This window comes from Microcoleus sp. MON1_C1 (assembly GCF_036701945.1).
In the GTDB taxonomy this organism is placed as follows: Bacteria; Cyanobacteriota; Cyanobacteriia; order Cyanobacteriales; family Microcoleaceae; genus Microcoleus.
Map to the genome: position 1 here is coordinate 26956 of NZ_JAUBRO010000054.1, position 17605 is coordinate 44560.

Below are 17605 nucleotides of genomic sequence, written 5' to 3' on the forward strand. Positions count from 1 at the left end.
CATTGAATACTTGCTGGTTGCGCCAAGGTGCAATCGACCTTACTTCTTCCTGCCTTTACAGTAAGTCGGCTAGTAACTAAGATTGAAAAAAATACAAAAGGGGTGGCTATGCTCGATCGCGCTCAATGGTTTTTCGTCGGTATGTTGATCGCACTTTCGGTTCAGTTAAGCCAGCCAGTGGCAGCAGCCGTGCCTGCTGGTAAAACCGTACAAACAGCACAAAGTAACAGTAGCGGCGCTGCTGACAAACTATATAAAGAAGGAGTACAACTCTACACTCAGGGAACGGTGGAAGCAAAAAGAAGTGCGCTCGTCAAGTTAGAAGAAGCCTTAAAGCTATATCGGCAAGCAGGCGATAAGAGAAGGGAACCACTTAGCCTCCTTGGTATTGGTAAGGTTTACAATGATTTGGGAGAAAACCAGAAAGCGCTAGAGTATTACAGCCAGTCGCTTCCCCTATTTCGAGCAGTAGGCGATCGTGGCGGGGAAGCTACCACCCTTTACAACATTGGCGGTGCTTACTTAGAATTGGGAGAAAACCAGAAAGCGCTAGAGTATTACAGCCAGTCGCTTCCCCTATTTCGAGCAATAGGCAATCGCAGTGGGGAAGCTCTTACCCTCAACAACGCCGGCTTGGTGTACTCAAAATTGGGAGAAAAACAGAAAGCGCTAGAGTATTACAGCCAGTCGCTTCCCCTATTTCGAGCAGTAGGCGATCGCGGCGAGGAAGCTACCACCCTCAACAACATTGGCTTGGTCTACTCAGAATTGGGAGAAAACCAAAAAGCGCTAGAGTATTACAGCCAGTCGCTTCCCCTGACACGCGCAGTAGGCGATCGCGGTGGGGAAGCTGTCACCCTTTACAATATAGCTTCTGTCAAACGCCACCAAAACAATCTTACCGAAGCCCTCAACGACATTGAATCCTCTCTCAAAATCATCGAAAATCTCCGCAACAAAATTACCAACCCAGAACTCCACACCTCACACTTGTCCCAACTACAAAATTATTACAAGTTCTACATCGATCTGTTAATGCAACTGCACCAAGCTAATCCTAACTCCGGTTATGATGTCAAAGCATCCGAAGCCAGGAAACGTGCTAGCAACCCATAGCACTGATAAGAAACAGCAACCCCACAGCAAAATCAGCATTTAAGAATCGAGCAAATACTACACAGAATCTAGTAACTGATATTCATCGCACCGATCGCCCGTCTAAGTTGCCAGATACAGACCGCTAGAATCATTAGGCTTAGCGTGTAAGTATTTCGAGGTTGTGGCAACCGACGCATGACCCAAAGTTTGACTGAGCAAGTGGATGGGTGCTCCCCGATTCAGCGCATGGCTCGCGTGGCAATGTCGCAGCCAGTGGGCGCTAGTCTTCTCAGAGATGCCCGCGCGTTTTGCCGCTTCCTTAACCAAGTGCGTCGCCGAAACCCTGTGCAACCGGCCACCATTGGTTGTTTTTCGACTCCTGAAAATGGGTTCAGAATTCCCAGCGTCCGATCGACTGTTCAGAATTTCCCGGTACAGAGACGCAGGCAACAAAACGACGCGGGTTTTGCCGCCCTTGCCATAAATCAGAAGTTGACCGCTTTCACCATTGGGGGTCAAGTCCTCCCAGTTCAAGCCGCACAACTCCGAAACCCGGAGGCCGGCGTAATAGAAAGTTTTTAGAATTAGTTTGTTGCGATCGCACGGTTCCAGAGCAATCATCATCATCACTTCGAGTTCAGAGAGGATTTTCTGTGAGAGTGTATCCTTCGGCTTCGGCGTAGTCAGGGCAGCAGCAGCGTTAACCGGGATAAGCCCGGTGCGGTGAGCAAAAGAGAGTAAAGATTTCACAACGCTTATATAGGTGCGACGGGAGGAAGGAGACAAATCCTTTCCTTCCAACGTATCAGCAAAACTTTGAAAATCTTGGAGAGTCAGCCACTGAAGGGGTTTATCAATGGTAGTTAGCAACAAATTGGCGACACGACGGTAGAGAGCCGCCGTGTCTTTAGACTTGCCGTGAACCCACAAATCAATAAGTTGGTCGGTGGCAGTACCGGGAGCAATGACTTGGGGGGCGGGTGGATTTGAAACTGCAAGGGTCATTTTGGGCATGACTGAATATTACATTAGCGCTGTTATGTCATATTCCTCGATTTTAAATGGCCCCATCCAAGGGCCTCGATGGGGCTCCGGTGTCTAGCCGCTCTCAGTTTCAATATCCCAAGTTGAGCCAGCACCGCCGACTGATTTTCAGGTTCAAGTACGATCGCCGATATTGTTTCGCCGGCTTTCGGATTTAACTTTCGGGCCGCTGACAACTTTGTACCCGTCACCATCTCGCGTTACCACCGGGGGAATGCAGAAGGCGCCGATCGCCAGACGCTCGCTCACCTGCAATTTCGAGTTCGCCCGGATCGAAGTTACAGGTAGGCACATCAAAGGTTATGCGCTTGACCACGACGATCGACAGCATTAGTTTCTTGGTGGCGATCGTCTTGACTGCGGGGGTAACTGCGGGTGCGGGTTCATTCCAGCTCGTCTCCCATTCCCGGTACACTTGTTCGCGTTCGATCGCAATCTCTTCAATCCGCTGCATCACGGCGATAACTTCTGCGTAAAGCGCGATCGAGATTTCGTGTAGCTCGTCTAGTCTTGCTTGGAATTGGTGGCGGGTTGCGGTCTGTGCTAAATTCATTGGTTAAGTCCTCTGGGGCTAGCCACCGCTCAAGGCGGCAGCGGTTTTTCTGGGGTTGGCAAACCTGAATCAGGATAAAAGGAAAACTGGGTGCAAGCACGATTAAAAAATAATATGAAAAGCTTTAAAGTTAAGTATTTCAGGCAAATTCTGAAGCAACTGTCTTTATGTATGGGGATTTTAGTTATCACCCAATTGTCTCTATTGGCAAATCCCCGTCAAGTCATCCCCATTCGTCTCACATTCCGCGTTTATCATCTCGATACGAGAGAATTCGCCTACATATCGCGCCAGAATTGTCCCACCGAGTTTTATGTGACTGAAACATCACACCGTAACGAAGGTGGCGCTACGAGCGAGGGATCAGCTTCCCTAGGTTGGTTAGCCGGCCCATTTAAGATTGAGAACAGCGATGAATTTAGCGTAACTTGGGTGGCAAAACTGCAAGCCAAATATCATAATTGCCAAGCAACTGCCAGAATTACCAAAATTGGTGACAGACCTTTTAACGGTCATTCATATCTACGAATGCGCTTTATCCATGAGAACGCCTATCTCATTTTGGATATGACAGGTCTGACTGCTGGTAGAGATTTAATGCCTGCAATTGTCAAACAAGATGTAAAAGATGGTAATCCAACCTGGAGCTGGGCAAGTCCACATTAGGGGTAAAATCCCATATTTTTGTCTAGCATTCCTGATGTTTTTGCGCTAGTAGATTTGTCTAGCTTATGTACTAGATAAACCGATGTTGCTGAATCACAGTATGAAAATAGATAAGTTGGGAATTCCGAAGATGTTCTGACGCGCTTGCTTCATTTTTGCAGATGGAGTCGTTCATACTATAAATCAGCAACGCCCAATTTCGAGCGATGGAGCGATCGATCTTCGTTCCAGGCAGGCACATGAGATACTATGCGTTGGACAGCGATTCGCTAGGGCATTAGTTTTGTGGTAAGCCTGGTGCCTTGTCTTACGTAGTTGTATTACAAATTGCTAGCCTGTAATACATTATTCAAGAGCTAGTAAGACTAAATTGTAAGACATAACTAAGACAATTTTCCAGCAAGTGTAGGACGGTGTGAAGTTAGAAGTCATACACCCTTAACATGAGTAATTCGCTAGCTAGCAGCGCCGTTTCTATAAGGGTAGTATCGAAGTTATTCATTTTTCTAGGTTCGCTATAATGTGGCGTCTGGGCTTGTTTTACTTAAATATCTTACAAATAGCGCTATGTAAGACACAGCTTAAAGCAGTAAGACACACCTTAAGGTAGTAAGACACACTTATCAGACACCAGTAAGACGAATAAAAATAAGCGAAGACTATTTTGTGCTTATACGTGTTACCAAGAATCAAGTAGTGTCTTACGATTGAGACACTATAAGACATTGGTAAAATGTATGACAGAAAAGAAGTCCGTTACCTTCCGCTGTGACACGGATTTACTGGAAGCAATCGACAACCTAGGCAGAGAACGCTATCCCGCAAAAACTCCGCACGGGTACGATCGCTCTAAAATTTTGATGGAAGTTTTGTGGCTAAATATCGAGGCGCTGTCCGATGGCTCTGTTGTCTTACCCACACTCTCTAACGTAGGACGACAAGCCTCTGACGTAAGACTAAACTTGTCTAACAGCCTGTTAGACCCGCGTATTACAGAAATGCTTACCCAAAAAACTGAACCAATTCTGGCAGAGCTAGCTGACATTAAAGTATCGCAGGCAGAGGCAATCGAGCGAGCGAAAGCAGAATTGAGGACTGAACTACTGGGGGAGTTAGCCTCCTGTCTAACAGATCGCACCGATGACGAACGGCTCAGGCAGCAATTAGAGTTGATGCCGACAGAGAATCACCAGGACTACGACCAACTTTTAGAATCTAGTTCTGCAACGATCGATAATCAGCGCAAGGTGGTGGAATTATTGCAATCCCGCCTTAGAGAAGAACGTGCAGAGCGGGAGAAGCTTGAAGCTAAACTCGCAGAACCCAAACAAAGTCCAGCAACAGTGATCGAGCTTCCGGAGCCAGCGGACTTGCTCAATCAATTGAAATCTAAACGCAAAAAATCCACCGCATCGCTCTCCGATATTGAGAAAATTTTAGAAATTATTGAGGGAGACGGCAATGAAGGATGAACCGATTGAATGCCCGAACTGTGGCAGCACCGAGCTGACCGTGGTTTCCGTAAGCCACCGTGAAACGTTGGAGGAATTTACCAATTATCGGTGTTCCGCCTGCAATCACACTTTTGAGAACATCACCGACCTCGAAGGAGAGGAGCGGGAAGAGATGCGAAACTATGCTGAAATGCAGCGGGAAGAGCGGGGAGAATAGAAGAGTCCTGAGCTACATCCCAGGAAATTAGGAAGCTACCGCCCCGGTTCACTTCGGGGCTTTACTAGATCTAAAAAACAGAAAAATGAACGAACAGCGACAACCACAGCCCCGCCCCTATGACGCTGTACTCGGAGGCACAAGCTATGAGTCACAGTACCCCTATCTCAATCCAAGTGATTTTGATGCGAAGAGGTTGGGGAGGTTAGTCAGTGAGAAGCGGGGAAGACGTGCTTACAAGGATGTAAAAAGAGAGATTGGAGTATCTCTTGTCGCCATTTACAGGGCGGAAACAGCCCACATCGAGAATCGACCTTTACTAGCTTATATCCACTTTGAGGATTTTTTGGCTATTTGCAAGTGGCTAGAGGTGTCGCCTGCAGAGTTGGTTATCAGTCCCACTCTGCAAAAGATTCTTGCCGCTCGTGGCGGGCCGAGTCCACGCCCCTACGACGCTGTACTCGGCAGAAGCGATAGGGGAAATTTGTAAAGTTTGTATAAAACTGACAATGCGGATAATTCCGTTATATGCAGGGGTCGATCGCTGTCCAACTATCTCGAACTGCTACGAACTCGCCAGAGAAATCAATCTCAGTTGAACCGTACCGGAAGTCACCAAAGGCGATCGCATCCATCAACATTCCCGCGTCGGCTGTGTTGTCCACTTTGGGAAGGATGGCGGCCGCTAACCTTTGAGCCAGGTGCGATGTCCCAGGGAGAACGATATCCGCATCCCGCAACAATGCACCGCCAGGGGCAAAGAGACGGGCGATTGCCGTTCCTCCCCCAATGTCGAGTATTCCGTTCGGATTACCGGGGTAGCGCCACATCTGACGAGCGAGAGCCAAATCGTAAGCCCCACGGCACTCGTCAACCGCAGAAACTGAGCGAACTGTTGACAAGCATTCATGACCGTTGACAGAGAATTCGATCGTGGTTTCCAACTCTTTGAGTTTGGCGATCGTCGCTTGATTGCGAGAATCTGGCGTCGGGATGACGAGCCGTTCGATACGTTGTGGGCTGTCGCTGGCAAGCGCCGGGAGAATCAGCAAGTGTGCCAACTCTGCTTTACCGCCCTCGAACGCTGGCAACCCGCCCATTAGTTGCGCGAGTCTGCCTACCAAATAACGGCGGCCAGAAAATTCGATTTCGTAACTGTGGGCATCAGTTCCCCCCTCTTCCCAGTCGGCAAGTTCTTTAACGTAAGACGGGATTGACCGCACTGTCTGACAGTCGATCCATTTTGTAAAACGATTGCCTGGGTCGATTGCCAGTTGTGTCCGCACTACGGCGCGGTGCGGCTGAATTTCGCCATAAGTGGCGGGTCTATATGTAGTTGTCATGGTTCAGTTTTTCCCTTGTGTGGCATAGGCTTGAGGCGCTTTTAGAGCCAGTTTTGGACAACCGCGATGGGCTGGTACGGCAAACCGTTTTACGTCCTGTATTGGCTCTGTTGCGTTCATGAATGTCTGATAGCAGGATTTCATGCAATCAGGATAGATTCATGCACAGCAGAATTCAGGAGGACGTGAAATAATGATTTCAAGTAGATATGAGTATGATTTGATGGCGACAAAGCGCAATGACCCAGATTACGAACAGGTAAGCGGATACGTCCATAAGGACATAGCTTTGAAATTCCGCATTTTTTGCATGACTGAACGACTTACCCAGAGTGATGCTCTAGAGCAAGCTTTAAGTTTTTGGATTGAGAGTAAAAATTCTACTGAGGCTAATCAGCCGATCGCTCTACCCGATCGCCCCACAGACACGCAGCCAGCGGAACCAACCGCAGCGGCAAAACCAACAACGGCGACTAGACGGGGAAGGGGCAAGAGCAAGGGGAGATGAGTCGATCGCCCGTCAGGAATGTGGCGACGGGGGCGATCGGCTGACTGTGGACAACCGCGGCTACCAAGAATCGCCTACCACAATCTAGGATTAATCGATTTGAATTCGGGTAGCAACTGGGAATTTTGAAAAATTTCAATCAATATTCTGATCAATTTGCTATTGTTCAAGTAGTAGAAAAAGCAAAAAAAAAAAACTCCTAAAGCCATGAGCGTCAGAAGTTTGTCGTTTCTTGTTCTTGAGCTACTACTCAATTAAGTAAAAAGTACATCCTAATTTTGTTTTCCCAGTTCTTTAGGCGGAAAAAGAAAACAAATTAGGAATTGCCACACCACAGGTGCGGTCACTTTTCCATACTTTTCCATTATGCACCAACTTGATCAAAAAAAATTCGACATCCGCGACCACCTGGATCGACTGTCACCGGGCAAGGGCAAAGACAAATATGTTTGCCCTGTGTGTGACGGACGTAACCTACAGATTGAGTCCGAAACTGGGAAGTACCACTGCTTTACCTCTGACTGCGAGAACAAAGCTATCCGAGAGGCTATCAAGCCGTGGGCTGAAGTTCTGGCAGAGCGCGGGGGCAATAGCGATCAACACAGCAGCCAGCGTCCGATCGCCACGAAAACCAACAAAAAACAGCCAAAACCCACCCCAATTCCGGCGGGTTCAAAACTTCTCAGACTACCAGCGCCGCAACGTGGGCCCGAACCTCAGAAACCCACATACATTCCAGAGGGTGTACCTGGTAGCGCCGTACTAATCACCTATAGTTACAGCGAGACGCAGCAAGTCCACAGATTCGAGTGGCTCGACCCAAACGAACCAAAAGGACGCGATAAAACCTGCCGCCAGTCTCACATTAACGACGAAGGCAAAGTCAAATGGAACAAGGGTGATAAGCCTTGGCCTGCTTACCGGATTGACGAAGTAGTCAGGACTTTGAAGGGCGTACCAGACGATGAACCCGTTGTAGTCCTGATGCTTGAAGGCGAACCCAATGTAGAACTTGCACGACTTAACGCTATTGCAGCCTTAACCTTACAGGGATGCAAATGGAACGATGCCGAAATAGCCAAAGCTGTTGAAGCGCTGCGGGCAACGAGCAAAAACATCGTACTCGCGAAGCTACGGGATAACGACTCTACAGGAATCAAAAAAGGCAATCAAATTCAGTCAGTGTGTGATCGCATTCAATTCCCCTGCATCGTGATTGACCCAGTTGCCATCTATCCTGATATACCAGATAAAGGGGATATCAAGGAAATTTTGGAAAATATGGACATTGAAGAGTTCATTCGCCGATTAGAAGCGGAAATCCACAGACAAGTTGCTGAGTCAGCGCGGGCGATCGAGTCTGAGGATATTGAGGAGGAACCGATCGACAAACCGACGCCTCAAGAAAAGCTTTCCATGAGGGATGCGGCAGAAATGGTAAAAGCAATCTTGAACTCGGAAGAAGACGAAATCTCAATCAACATCAAACTTGAGGAAGTCCGGCAACAGACGAGTTTGAGTAATTTTACTTGGGAAGAAAAAATCGTTAAGCCCCTAAAACGAGATAGGGATGCAAACCGATTCAAGTTCGAGCTTCTTGCTTTACTTCAAATGGAGGACATGGTAGAGCGCTGCCGACAAATTGCGCTAATGGCCCCTAGGTACAGCATGAGTGCGGGGACAATCAAGGAAGCTATGTCGGCGATGAAGAGCCGCACGCAAACTGCTGAGGTTCAGGTACTTAGCTTTGATGATTTGCTTGCTTCAGAAAGCGAAGCCCTTGAATGGACTGTGCAAGAGCTTCTGCCAGTTGGTGAGACTGTACTGTTTGTTGCTTTGCCGAAGGTAGGTAAAAGCAAGGCAGCCGTGGATTTAGCTTTCTGTGTGGCTACCGGAGAAAGTCAGTTTTTAGGGAGAGAAGTCCGGCAGGGCAAGGTGCTGCTAATTTCTCCCGACGCTTCCAAACAATCCCTAAAGCACGAGATGCTAAAACGTGGCTTCCGATCGCAAGACGGCAAAAATATCCGCATCATACCGCGCTGGAATATTGATCAGATGTCGGTGCTAGAAAAGGAATTAGAAGATTTTCGGCCTGATTTGGTAGTGATTGATTCCCTTAAGAAAATCACCGCAGGCAAGGAAATCAGCGAAAACTCTGCCGAATTTGCAGACAATATCATTGCCTTAAATGATATGCTCGGCCGCTATCGCGCAAGCGGTGTACTAATTCATCACGCCAGTAAATCTAACGAAGCTGTCGGAGTGGCTAAGGCGCGGGGAAGTACAGCAATTGTCGGCGCTTGTTGGGGGGTCTGGGACTTAGAAAGAATCCCCAAGCCCGACCCGAACAATAAGAAGAAAATGATTGCCGACCCCAAATGCCCTAAGCGCATTTTCACCGCTACCTCCCGCGACTCTGAAGGATTGAGCCTAAACATCGAATTCAACCCCGAAAATAATTCGTTTGATTTGATTTCCGAAGTAGGGATTGATGAAGTCGAGGCACAACAGCAGCAGAGCTACGGAGAAAGAATCCTCGGAGTGCTGAGGAAGAATCCGTGCCCTGTTTCCGGCCCGGAATTGATGGAGCTAATGGGGGCTGGGAAGGAGCAAAGAGGCAGCATTTACAGCGCACTAGGAAGGATGCAAGGCAAGCGGCTAATAAGCAGCAAACCAGCCCCCGGCGATAAGCGATATAACCTCTACTCTCTGCCGGATTTCGGCCGAACTGGCACACTTGACACAGTGTCGCCTCAACATGAAATTTCACTACCCCCTCCCCCCCCTACACTCACAGCCTCCAATGCTGACTATGTATCTGAAAACTATACCCAGTATGGGCTTGATAATAGTCAGCAGAATAGTCAGCAGATAGTCAGCAGAAATTTAGAATGTGCCAGTTATAAAATTGCTGAAACCCCCTCTGACAAAAGCATTAACCCGATAGTCAGCAACTCTCCACTGTCACATGGGGGGGGGGAGGTAAAATGCGTTGATGTTGTCGAAAGTGGCACAACAGCAAACCCCGAAGTGGCACAAGTCAAACCGATCACGCCACCAGAACCGCCAGAACCGATCACGCCACTAATCAAAAAAGTAACAGCAGCGCAAACTTGGGCAGAGGTAGCAGCGTTGTGGGGTGAGGATTTAGAACTCAAAGCTCAAATCAAGGCCCAGCTCTCAAAGGAGGAACTAAAACGAATTGGCAAGCTTTATGAACAAGCTTACCTCTCCCCGCCAGAGCTACCAGAACCAGCCGTAAAGGATGTGCCGTAATGTTGTACAGTGACTTTTTATTTGACGTGGAGACATATTAGTGCGGTTAAAGAGGCAAAACTAAATCTGGCTTGCTTTTTTGGCTCAATCTAGCGAAAGCAATGCTGATAGTCAAATGCTAGAACGCGCTCGCAAACTTTCTCTGTAATCCTGTAAGAGGGAAGGTTTTACTCAGCGACACAAAATTGTCTCGATGTCATTTAATTAGGCACTGTACAAAAATAGATGAATAGGCTAAGGAATCTGTAACAGTTTTCAGCTCTAAATAGGGAAATTGCAGTATTCGGACTTAGCTGCAAGGGTTACAAGTCGTAGGCTGGGAAAGCGCTGATTTATGAAGTACAGCTTAACAACCCGGAATCGGGGCAGGCACGGGGGTTCTGCCCCTAAAACCGATTTGTTTGTACTTCACGAACCTGCAAAAGTGCAGTAATAATCAAGTTTCAGCATCATTCTCAAATGAAACCACCACCAACGGTTCCACAATTGGTTCGGGCAGAATTCCGGCCGAGAGCGACTGCAACGCTTGCAAAGCCGGAGCCACCTTCTGAGAAGGAGTACGCCGATCGTAGATTTGAGCCTGAGTCTTCTGAGAGTGAGCCATCAACTCCGCCAAAGCCGCCAGCACAATATCCTGCGCTCCCGACAACTTAAGATGAGTAACAATCGAATCCCTCACCATATGCAGTGTAAACACTTGGCCTGTCAACCGATAGCTCCGGCTACGGAAGTAATTACTCAAAGCGCTAGTCGAGAGAGGATGGCCATTGGCTTTCGTAAAAAAATACCCATGCTTGGGATTGAAAATAGGCCGCCATTTTTCCAGCCATTCCGTAAAAAAGGGATATAAGCTCTCTGGCAGTTCTATTACCCGCTTTTGACCATTCTTGCAAAAACTATCACCCGTCTTGAAGTCCCCGGCATTATGCTCAACAAACCACTTGTCATCGCGCTTGAATAGAGTGCGGCCCAACTCTAGTTCCGTCAGCGTGCGACCGCGGTCTGGAAAAACACTGAGCAGCATAAAAATTACAGCCATTTGGTAACTTTGGGCGATCGCCTTCAGTGGCCGCTTCTTGCCACAAGCACTCCGTTCCCCACATTCCTCTACCAGCCGTCTTCCACAGGCTAAAAAGACTGGCCAATCGAGCCATTTCTTCGATTCATCAGAACAGCGCGGGCTTTGATGTACCCTGACCATAATCTCGCTTTCCAACAGCCTCAATTCCTCAATAATGGGAATATCTTTGTACCCGACCTGCTTGCCACCAACAAGGTGGCGACTGCGCTGTTTCGATGCTTTATGATAAAGAAATTTCGCCACAGCTACCAGACATTCCACAGCTTTAAGTTCAGTATTAGGAGACACTCCTCGGGCTTCCCTCAACCATTCTAAGTGAGAGTCAACTAACTCTACAACTGCCTTTATCTCTGCTTCATCTGGCTTGCCTTCAGGAGTTAGTCCACTGTAAGCCACCAGTTTTTTGAGATTTAACTCGTCAAGCGGGATGCCCTGATAACGGTGGAGCCAACCTAACTGCCTCTTCGCGGCTGTAACGTGAGCCATTGCACTAACAGGGCGCAGAGCCTGATCTTGGCGATTGCGATTCCCAACCAGAGCAGTTTGGAATTTCAAGAACAGATCGAACTCCTGCTGTAAATCAGGCGAAATCTCTTCAGGTTTCAAGGTGTATTGAAAATTAGGGCAACCCCGATTGATTAGGCGCTTGGTCACACGAGGTTTGTCCTTACTGAAGCTTCTTGTATTCCGCATTTTCGGACAGCGTTTCTCTCTGTCTTTCTCGCTAACAATAACGGCCCAATTCCACCAAGATTGTTGCTGACTCCATAAGATAAGTTTTGTCAAATGCATTCGATAAGTTCGACCGATAGAGAGCTTACACTTCAGGGCACTAAAAACCTGATCTTGATAACTCAGAGCATTCTTTAATTCATGGGTAGGAATTTGTTTCATCAATTGCCAAGCTGCGTTCAACTCAACTAAGGTTAACTTTTTGCCCTTCGGGAAAGGCAAGTTATACTTAGGTAAAGTATATCGGAAGAAAGCCGTTCGCAGGAGAGCTAAGCCCTGGTTTTTAGCCTTAAGATTTTTTGCCTTAAAATCTTGCTCGTAGAGGCTGTAAACCTCAGCCCAACTTTGCGGTACGGTATTGATGAGTTTGCTCATTTTAAGTCCTTTGGGGGGTATTTATCACACTTTAACATCAATTGAATGGCACTCATTTTGCTGTTTATTTATTAGGATGTAAGCAAACAAATGCGGTGAAACTCTTGCTACTACGCCTTTACAGCCTCAAGCTCTAGCTCAAACGTGATAAATAACTGTCAGAATACTTATCACGCTATTTAGACTTGAGTTTCTGTTAGCTTGCATCTCGAAAAAAACAAAAAAGCCGGGATGGTAATCCGCCCCGGCCAAGGGTGTTTTATTCAATTATTGCTTTGACTCTTGTAACCTTTTTTGCCTATTTCAAAGTCTCCTTGTTGATTGGATTTTGCAACCAACCAGCTCTCACTTCGCTCTGCTCTGGAAACGAGCCAAAAAAAAGGAGCTCCTAGTTAGGGCTCCTGTATAGGTCGTTTTATTATGATTAATCGGAAAGCCGATTCTTGGTTGTGAGGCGTTAAGAAAAAAAGCGCCTGCAAAACAAGATGCTACCAGAATTTTAGAGAGATATATGAGTGCTGGTTTCAGATAGCAGTGGTGACTTTTTGGAAAACACTAAAGTGTTATATTCCTGAAAGTTGTGACTGCTGTAAAACAGGATAGCATTAATGAATCGGAATTGACAAGAGTTAGTGGTGATGACCGTCGGTTTGAGATTTGAGAGCGAGCGCCTGCAAGTCGTCAATAGGAATGCAAGCGGAACCAAACCCATACCCAACCTGTGCCAGTTTTTTAGTCCCCAACGACTTATCTTCTGGTCAAAATTGCCCAAGTTTTGAGAAGTTTCTGGCTGTTATGGCTGAAAAACTACAAAGCTTGCAAGGATTAAACGCTGAGCAATTACAGGCGTTACTCAGTTGGTAATCTATAAACGTCTCGCAAGGCGTTTCTACCCCCCATAAAAAAGGTTTTTTTTAGTCCAGTCAATTGTCCAGTGAGCGACTGGACTAATCCGAGTTACAATTTGTCCAGTCGCTCACTGGACAAACTGGACATATGGAAACTTACCCGATCGCAAGCCTGCAAGACCGCTACAACCTAAGCAGCAAGCAATCTGTGTACGATCGCATAAAAGCTTTATTGATCGAACCGGTAGCCCGAGGCAAAATATCCAGTGAACAACTGGACAAACTGGACAAGTTAAATCAGCATCTAAAATCTGGTGGCACCTTAGCGGATTTTGAGAGCAGCCACACCGAAATTTTCCAAATAGAAGCGATCGAGCCTGCGACCACAACAGCTACAAATCAAGACAGAGAAAACTTTCTTGAACTCATCGAGGCGATCGCCCGACACATTGGAGCAACTCGCGACCCTCTGCAACATTACGCAGCGTTGGAACAGGCGATCGCCTCCGGCTGGATTCTCTCGACAGCCGAAGTGAGAGCGCTCATCGGAGTTAAGCCCAGCGGCGAGCGATTCAAGCGGGGCGCTTTTGCATTCATCCGAACCGACAAAGTTGGGAATCAGGCCGGATGGAAGGTTGAAAAAATATGAGATTTTAAGGATCTCGCTTTGAATAATGGTTGTTCAGCACCGGCGAAGTTTGATCGCTCATCAGAGTCAAACCACACAACGTTCAAATCAATCGCGGAAGCTTTGCCTTTGTATACAGAGTGGTCGATGTAATTAGGTATGAGCATGAAACTCCACCGCCCTAGGTTCAAATTTCATTAATTTTTATTACCCAATCTTGACAAACAGACTAAAAATATGTATTGTAAGTCCTAAATATCTTTTGTATAACTGGAAGAACTTCAGACCAATAGAATAATAGCAACTGTCCCAGGTGCAAGCTATGTCCCCAGAGAAAGGATTAATTCTTGATTTTGCCCAGACAGACGCAATGAAATCGATTCTGCCGAATACCTCAATCCTTTCGAGTCACGGCGCAAATTGGGAGGGAATTCATGTCGAATATCATCGTCAGCCGCCAAACGAATCTCCCGAACACTATCTGCAACAGCACAGCATTGGCATAATATTCTCTTCAGCTATCGGGGGAGTAGCAGTGAACGGGAAACGCTACGGTAGCGAACCGTGCCAAAGTGGAGAGATGTTCATCGCTGCTGCGGGTACTGATTTTCAGTCATATGCAGCCGAAGAACAGGAATTTATGGCGATCGCGATCAACCCTACTGACTTCGACAATACAGTTTACGAATCGACCAATTCAAACCTTAGTGAAATTATACCACACTGGAAAATCAGAGATCTGTTGATTTTGGGCATTGCCTGGGCCCTCAAAACCGAACTCGAATCAGGTGGATTAAACGGTACTCTCTATGTCGATGCACTGAAAAACGCGCTTTCACTTCATATACTGCAACGCTATTGTGCACAAAAAACCAAGATGCGCGATTTTGAAGGTGGCTTTGACCCTCACAAATTACAAATAGTTATTAATTACATTAATGAGTACATACACAGAGATTTGCACTTAAGTGAACTTGCTAATTTAGTGCAGATGAGTCCTTATTATTTCTGTCGTTTGTTTAAACAATCAATTGGAGTTACGCCCCATCAGTACGTAATTCAGTGCCGGATAAAAAAAGCCAAACAGTTATTGAAAAGGCAAGATTTATCAATAATCTATATCTCGCAGCAAGTTGGGTTTCACGACCAAAGTCACTTTAGCAAGACTTTCAGCAAAATCGTCGGTTTGACTCCTAAGAAATATCGCGATCAACTTTAATAAAGGTAACACCCGCAGTCTGGCAGGGGTTAAAAACCCCTGGCGGACTATCGGACTCTCGGACTTACCCAAAGTTTTTGGCATTCTTGAGTTTTTGCATTCACCCGCAAGTCTGCCGGGGAATTAATTCCCCGTCTCATAGCGAAAGTCGGTTGAAACCGACTGGCAAATTTAATTAAATTATCATCAATACCAGTCCTCTTTGAGAGGACTTTCGCTATGAGACAGGGGTTTTTAATCCCTGGCGGACTGTCGCACTTACTGATCGAACCCGTCAGCGTTGTTACAATTATTCATAAAATTAGGTAAGTTTCGCAAGAAAATTGTATTTTTCGCAAATTTTCCGCAAGAATTTACTATACAGCAGAGCTCGTAATTTTGTAGAGTTGCTCGCATAACATAAACCAGGGGTACCAGCTATGAGCTCTCAAAATCAACAAGCATCTTACGGTCAAATTTCCTTAAGTTTTATTGCAAATACTGGACAAACAGACCCGAATGTGAAGTTCCAGGTGAAAGGTGCCGATCACAGTATCTTTTTTACTCCCAACGAAATCGCCTTCGTCGCTTTCCAGCCACCTAATGAACCGGGAAACCAAGCCACAACTTTTGCAATTGTCCGCAGCAGCTTAGCCAACAGCAACCCGAATCCTACCATTTCCGGGAGTTACTAACTTTCTTTTAGGCGAATATTCTAGTCAATGGCAGACTAATGTGCCTACTTTTAACGGTGTTGTTTATCACAACGTCTATCAAGGAATTGACCGCGTTTTCAAAGGAACAGAAGGACAACTTAAGAGCGAGTTTTTAGTTGCATTTTTTGCCGAGCCGAGTCAAATTAAGATGAACTATAGCGGTGTTAACGACATCCGCTTGCGTGACGACGGAGCACTGATATTAGAGACACCGCTAGGCCAATTAATTGATAACGCACCGATAGTTTATCAAGATATCAACGGACAGTGGGTGAATGTTCCCGCAGCTTAAAATTTATTAGGAAACGGTCAAGTTAATTTTAGTTTGGGAGATTTTGACCCTACTCAACCCCTAGTTATTGAAACAACCCGGTTTTTGACCACCCGTGCCTAAGTCCCGAGCGAGTAGTAGTGTATCCACCATGAGGTTTTTGATATGAATGAAGATGCACAACCCATGTTTTTTCCTGTTTCTGGGCTTAAGTTGTTAGTGATGTCCCTAGTAACTTTCGGACTCTATCAAACTTTTTGGTTTTATAAAAACTGGCAGCTATTCAAAGCCGCAACAGGAAGAGACATTAGCCCCTTTTGGAGAGCTTTTTTCAGCGGTATTTTTTTCTACCCCTTACTCAAAGAAATTAAGATTTGGGCTAAATCGTACTGTGTTGCTCCCAATTTTAGTCCATTTATGCTGACTATTGTTTGGATTGGACTTTTGCAGTGTGTTCGACTGCCAAAACCATACTTGCTAGTGAGTTTTTTCTCTATAATAGTTTTGCTTCCAGTTCAAGAGATTGTGAATAAATTGAACTGTGTAGCAGCACCAAGCCACAATCCTAACAGTCGATTTTCGGTAGGAAATATAGTAACAATCGCTGTGGGAGGCAGCCTGTTTGTACTTAGTCTCATCGGGATACTGATGCCAGCAACTTAGGGGCGATTTGCATCAGTTTCACAGCTTCAAACATCAAAAATTACTTGTCAATTAAGAGGTAAATTAATCATGTCTAAATTCAGTACCGCAACCAACTTTCCTGCCGGCACAAACCCCAATTCCGTTGTTGTCGGAGACTTTAACAAAGACGGCAAGCTAGATATCGCCACATCCAACGGCAACTCTAGCAACGTCTCCATTCTGTTGGGCGCAGGCACTGGCAGCTTTGGCACTGCTGCTAACTTTAACGCTGGGGGTAGCCCCGCATCTCTGGCATTAGGAGACTTTAACAGCGACGGCAACCTGGATCTAGCTGCACCCCAGAGTAGCGTATCATCGGGGGAGACGGCGTATGTCTCTAATGACGTATCGATTCTGTTGGGGACAGGCACTGGCAGCTTTGGGACTCCTACTAAATTATCTAGTGGTGCGAACACAAAGCCAGTGTCTGTCGTTACGGGAGATTTTGATGCTGACGGCAAGCTAGACCTAGTTATAGCAAATAGTCAATCTAACAACGTATGGATTCGGTTTGGGAACGGTACAGGCAGCTTTACTCAGGCTCCTGCTAACTTCGATCCGGGGCCGTTTATACCACCAGTTGGAGGTGGTTTTGGGGGTACTTATACTAACACTTTTAAAAGTGATTTTAATGTGGGGACAAATCCGCAGTCTGTCGTCGCGGGAGACTTTAATGCTGACGGTAAGCTAGACGTAGCTACGGCAAACAGTGGATCAAACAACGTATCGATCCTGTTGGGGACAGGCACTGGCAGTTTTGGGGCTGCTACTAATTTTAATGTGGGGACAAGTCCCTCTTCTGTTACAGTCGGAGACTTTAACAGTGATAACAAGTCGGGAGCGTGTCACTTTTGCGATGAGTATTTATACTAAAGTATTTCTTCGCTTACCAATTAAGTCATTTAAGTAAGCA

General features: G+C 46.4%; 15 protein-coding genes and 1 pseudogene. 12 read left to right on the forward strand and 4 right to left on the reverse strand.

The genetic code is table 11. The features are described from left to right. The first annotated feature begins 27 nt into the window (after positions 1-27). Positions 28-1116: a tetratricopeptide repeat protein gene (locus QUA62_RS24150; protein WP_333407286.1), complete on the forward strand. Its 1089-nt coding sequence runs from the start codon at positions 28-30 to the stop codon at positions 1114-1116. 102 nt (positions 1117-1218) lie between these two features. Here QUA62_RS24150 and QUA62_RS24155 read toward each other — a convergent pair whose 3' ends face one another. Together QUA62_RS24155 and QUA62_RS24160 are read right to left on the reverse strand one after the other, a co-directional pair. Next, complete coding sequence (locus QUA62_RS24155) at positions 1219-2112, reverse strand: tyrosine-type recombinase/integrase (RefSeq protein WP_333407287.1); 894 nt, start codon at positions 2110-2112, stop codon at positions 1219-1221. A 217-nt stretch (positions 2113-2329) separates the two neighbouring features. Further along, positions 2330-2695, reverse strand: a complete 366-nt coding sequence (locus QUA62_RS24160) for a hypothetical protein (RefSeq protein WP_333407288.1) — start codon at positions 2693-2695, stop codon at positions 2330-2332. Between the two features lie 90 nt (positions 2696-2785). Here QUA62_RS24160 and QUA62_RS24165 point away from each other — a divergent pair, with 90 nt between their 5' ends. The 4 genes from QUA62_RS24165 to QUA62_RS24180 all read left to right on the forward strand — a co-directional run bounded on the left by QUA62_RS24165 (position 2786) and on the right by QUA62_RS24180 (position 5522). Further along, positions 2786-3361: a hypothetical protein gene (locus tag QUA62_RS24165; RefSeq protein WP_333407289.1), complete on the forward strand. Its 576-nt coding sequence runs from the start codon at positions 2786-2788 to the stop codon at positions 3359-3361. 737 nt (positions 3362-4098) lie between these two features. Further along, the gene (locus tag QUA62_RS24170) at positions 4099-4833 is read left to right on the forward strand and encodes a hypothetical protein (protein ID WP_333407290.1); all 735 of its coding nucleotides are present in this window, start codon (positions 4099-4101) and stop codon (positions 4831-4833) included. Continuing rightward, positions 4823-5032 carry a hypothetical protein gene (locus QUA62_RS24175; RefSeq protein WP_333407291.1) on the forward strand — a complete coding sequence of 70 codons (210 nt, stop codon included), beginning with the start codon at positions 4823-4825 and terminating at the stop codon, positions 5030-5032. The genes QUA62_RS24170 and QUA62_RS24175 overlap by 11 nt, the downstream gene beginning before the upstream one ends. Positions 5033-5117: 85 nt before the next feature. Further along, entirely contained in the window at positions 5118-5522 is a 405-nt protein-coding gene (locus QUA62_RS24180; RefSeq protein ID WP_333078797.1) for a hypothetical protein, read from the forward strand. A 34-nt stretch (positions 5523-5556) separates the two neighbouring features. On the opposite strand, the gene QUA62_RS24185 is transcribed toward QUA62_RS24180, so the two are convergent. Then, positions 5557-6375, reverse strand: a complete 819-nt coding sequence (locus QUA62_RS24185) for a ParM/StbA family protein (protein ID WP_333407292.1) — start codon at positions 6373-6375, stop codon at positions 5557-5559. Between the two features lie 365 nt (positions 6376-6740). On the opposite strand from QUA62_RS24185, the gene QUA62_RS24190 reads away from it, so the two are divergent. Both QUA62_RS24190 and QUA62_RS24195 read left to right on the forward strand, forming a co-directional pair. After that, the gene (locus QUA62_RS24190) at positions 6741-6971 is read left to right on the forward strand and encodes a hypothetical protein (protein ID WP_333407293.1); all 231 of its coding nucleotides are present in this window, start codon (positions 6741-6743) and stop codon (positions 6969-6971) included. Positions 6972-7249: 278 nt separating this feature from the next. Then, on the forward strand, positions 7250-10159 hold the full coding sequence (locus QUA62_RS24195) for an AAA family ATPase (RefSeq protein WP_333407294.1): 2910 nt from the start codon (positions 7250-7252) through the stop codon (positions 10157-10159). Positions 10160-10595: 436 nt separating this feature from the next. On the opposite strand, the gene QUA62_RS24200 is transcribed toward QUA62_RS24195, so the two are convergent. Further along, a complete protein-coding gene (locus tag QUA62_RS24200; RefSeq protein WP_333407295.1) occupies positions 10596-12347 on the reverse strand; it encodes a site-specific integrase in 1752 nt (583 codons plus the stop codon). Between the two features lie 996 nt (positions 12348-13343). Between QUA62_RS24200 and QUA62_RS24205 the strand changes: the two genes are divergently transcribed. From QUA62_RS24205 to QUA62_RS24230, 5 genes and pseudogenes are all read left to right on the forward strand, one after another. After that, the gene (locus QUA62_RS24205) at positions 13344-13844 is read left to right on the forward strand and encodes a hypothetical protein (protein ID WP_333407296.1); all 501 of its coding nucleotides are present in this window, start codon (positions 13344-13346) and stop codon (positions 13842-13844) included. 301 nt (positions 13845-14145) lie between these two features. Next, entirely contained in the window at positions 14146-15042 is an 897-nt protein-coding gene (locus tag QUA62_RS24210; protein WP_333407297.1) for a helix-turn-helix transcriptional regulator, read from the forward strand. 419 nt (positions 15043-15461) lie between these two features. After that, a pseudogene (locus QUA62_RS29510) lies at positions 15462-16029 on the forward strand (DUF7948 domain-containing protein). 144 nt (positions 16030-16173) lie between these two features. Next, complete coding sequence (locus QUA62_RS24225) at positions 16174-16671, forward strand: hypothetical protein (protein WP_333407300.1); 498 nt, start codon at positions 16174-16176, stop codon at positions 16669-16671. A 69-nt stretch (positions 16672-16740) separates the two neighbouring features. Next, a complete protein-coding gene (locus QUA62_RS24230) occupies positions 16741-17565 on the forward strand; it encodes a VCBS repeat-containing protein (RefSeq protein ID WP_333407301.1) in 825 nt (274 codons plus the stop codon). The last annotated feature ends 40 nt before the right edge of the window (positions 17566-17605 follow it).

Bases quoted from the DNA above. Each gene is read 5' to 3' on its own strand.
- QUA62_RS24155 (WP_333407287.1), bottom strand. From the start codon at position 2,112: ATGCCCAAAATGACCCTTGCAGTTTCAAATCCACCCGCCCCCCAAGTC.
- QUA62_RS24160 (WP_333407288.1), bottom strand. From the start codon at position 2,695: ATGAATTTAGCACAGACCGCAACCCGCCACCAATTCCAAGCAAGACTA.
- QUA62_RS24170 (WP_333407290.1), top strand. From the start codon at position 4,099: ATGACAGAAAAGAAGTCCGTTACCTTCCGCTGTGACACGGATTTACTG.
- QUA62_RS24175 (WP_333407291.1), top strand. From the start codon at position 4,823: ATGAAGGATGAACCGATTGAATGCCCGAACTGTGGCAGCACCGAGCTG.
- QUA62_RS24180 (WP_333078797.1), top strand. From the start codon at position 5,118: ATGAACGAACAGCGACAACCACAGCCCCGCCCCTATGACGCTGTACTC.
- QUA62_RS24185 (WP_333407292.1), bottom strand. From the start codon at position 6,375: ATGACAACTACATATAGACCCGCCACTTATGGCGAAATTCAGCCGCAC.
- QUA62_RS24195 (WP_333407294.1), top strand. From the start codon at position 7,250: ATGCACCAACTTGATCAAAAAAAATTCGACATCCGCGACCACCTGGAT.
- QUA62_RS24200 (WP_333407295.1), bottom strand. From the start codon at position 12,347: ATGAGCAAACTCATCAATACCGTACCGCAAAGTTGGGCTGAGGTTTAC.
- QUA62_RS24205 (WP_333407296.1), top strand. From the start codon at position 13,344: ATGGAAACTTACCCGATCGCAAGCCTGCAAGACCGCTACAACCTAAGC.
- QUA62_RS24210 (WP_333407297.1), top strand. From the start codon at position 14,146: ATGTCCCCAGAGAAAGGATTAATTCTTGATTTTGCCCAGACAGACGCA.
- QUA62_RS24225 (WP_333407300.1), top strand. From the start codon at position 16,174: ATGAATGAAGATGCACAACCCATGTTTTTTCCTGTTTCTGGGCTTAAG.
- QUA62_RS24230 (WP_333407301.1), top strand. From the start codon at position 16,741: ATGTCTAAATTCAGTACCGCAACCAACTTTCCTGCCGGCACAAACCCC.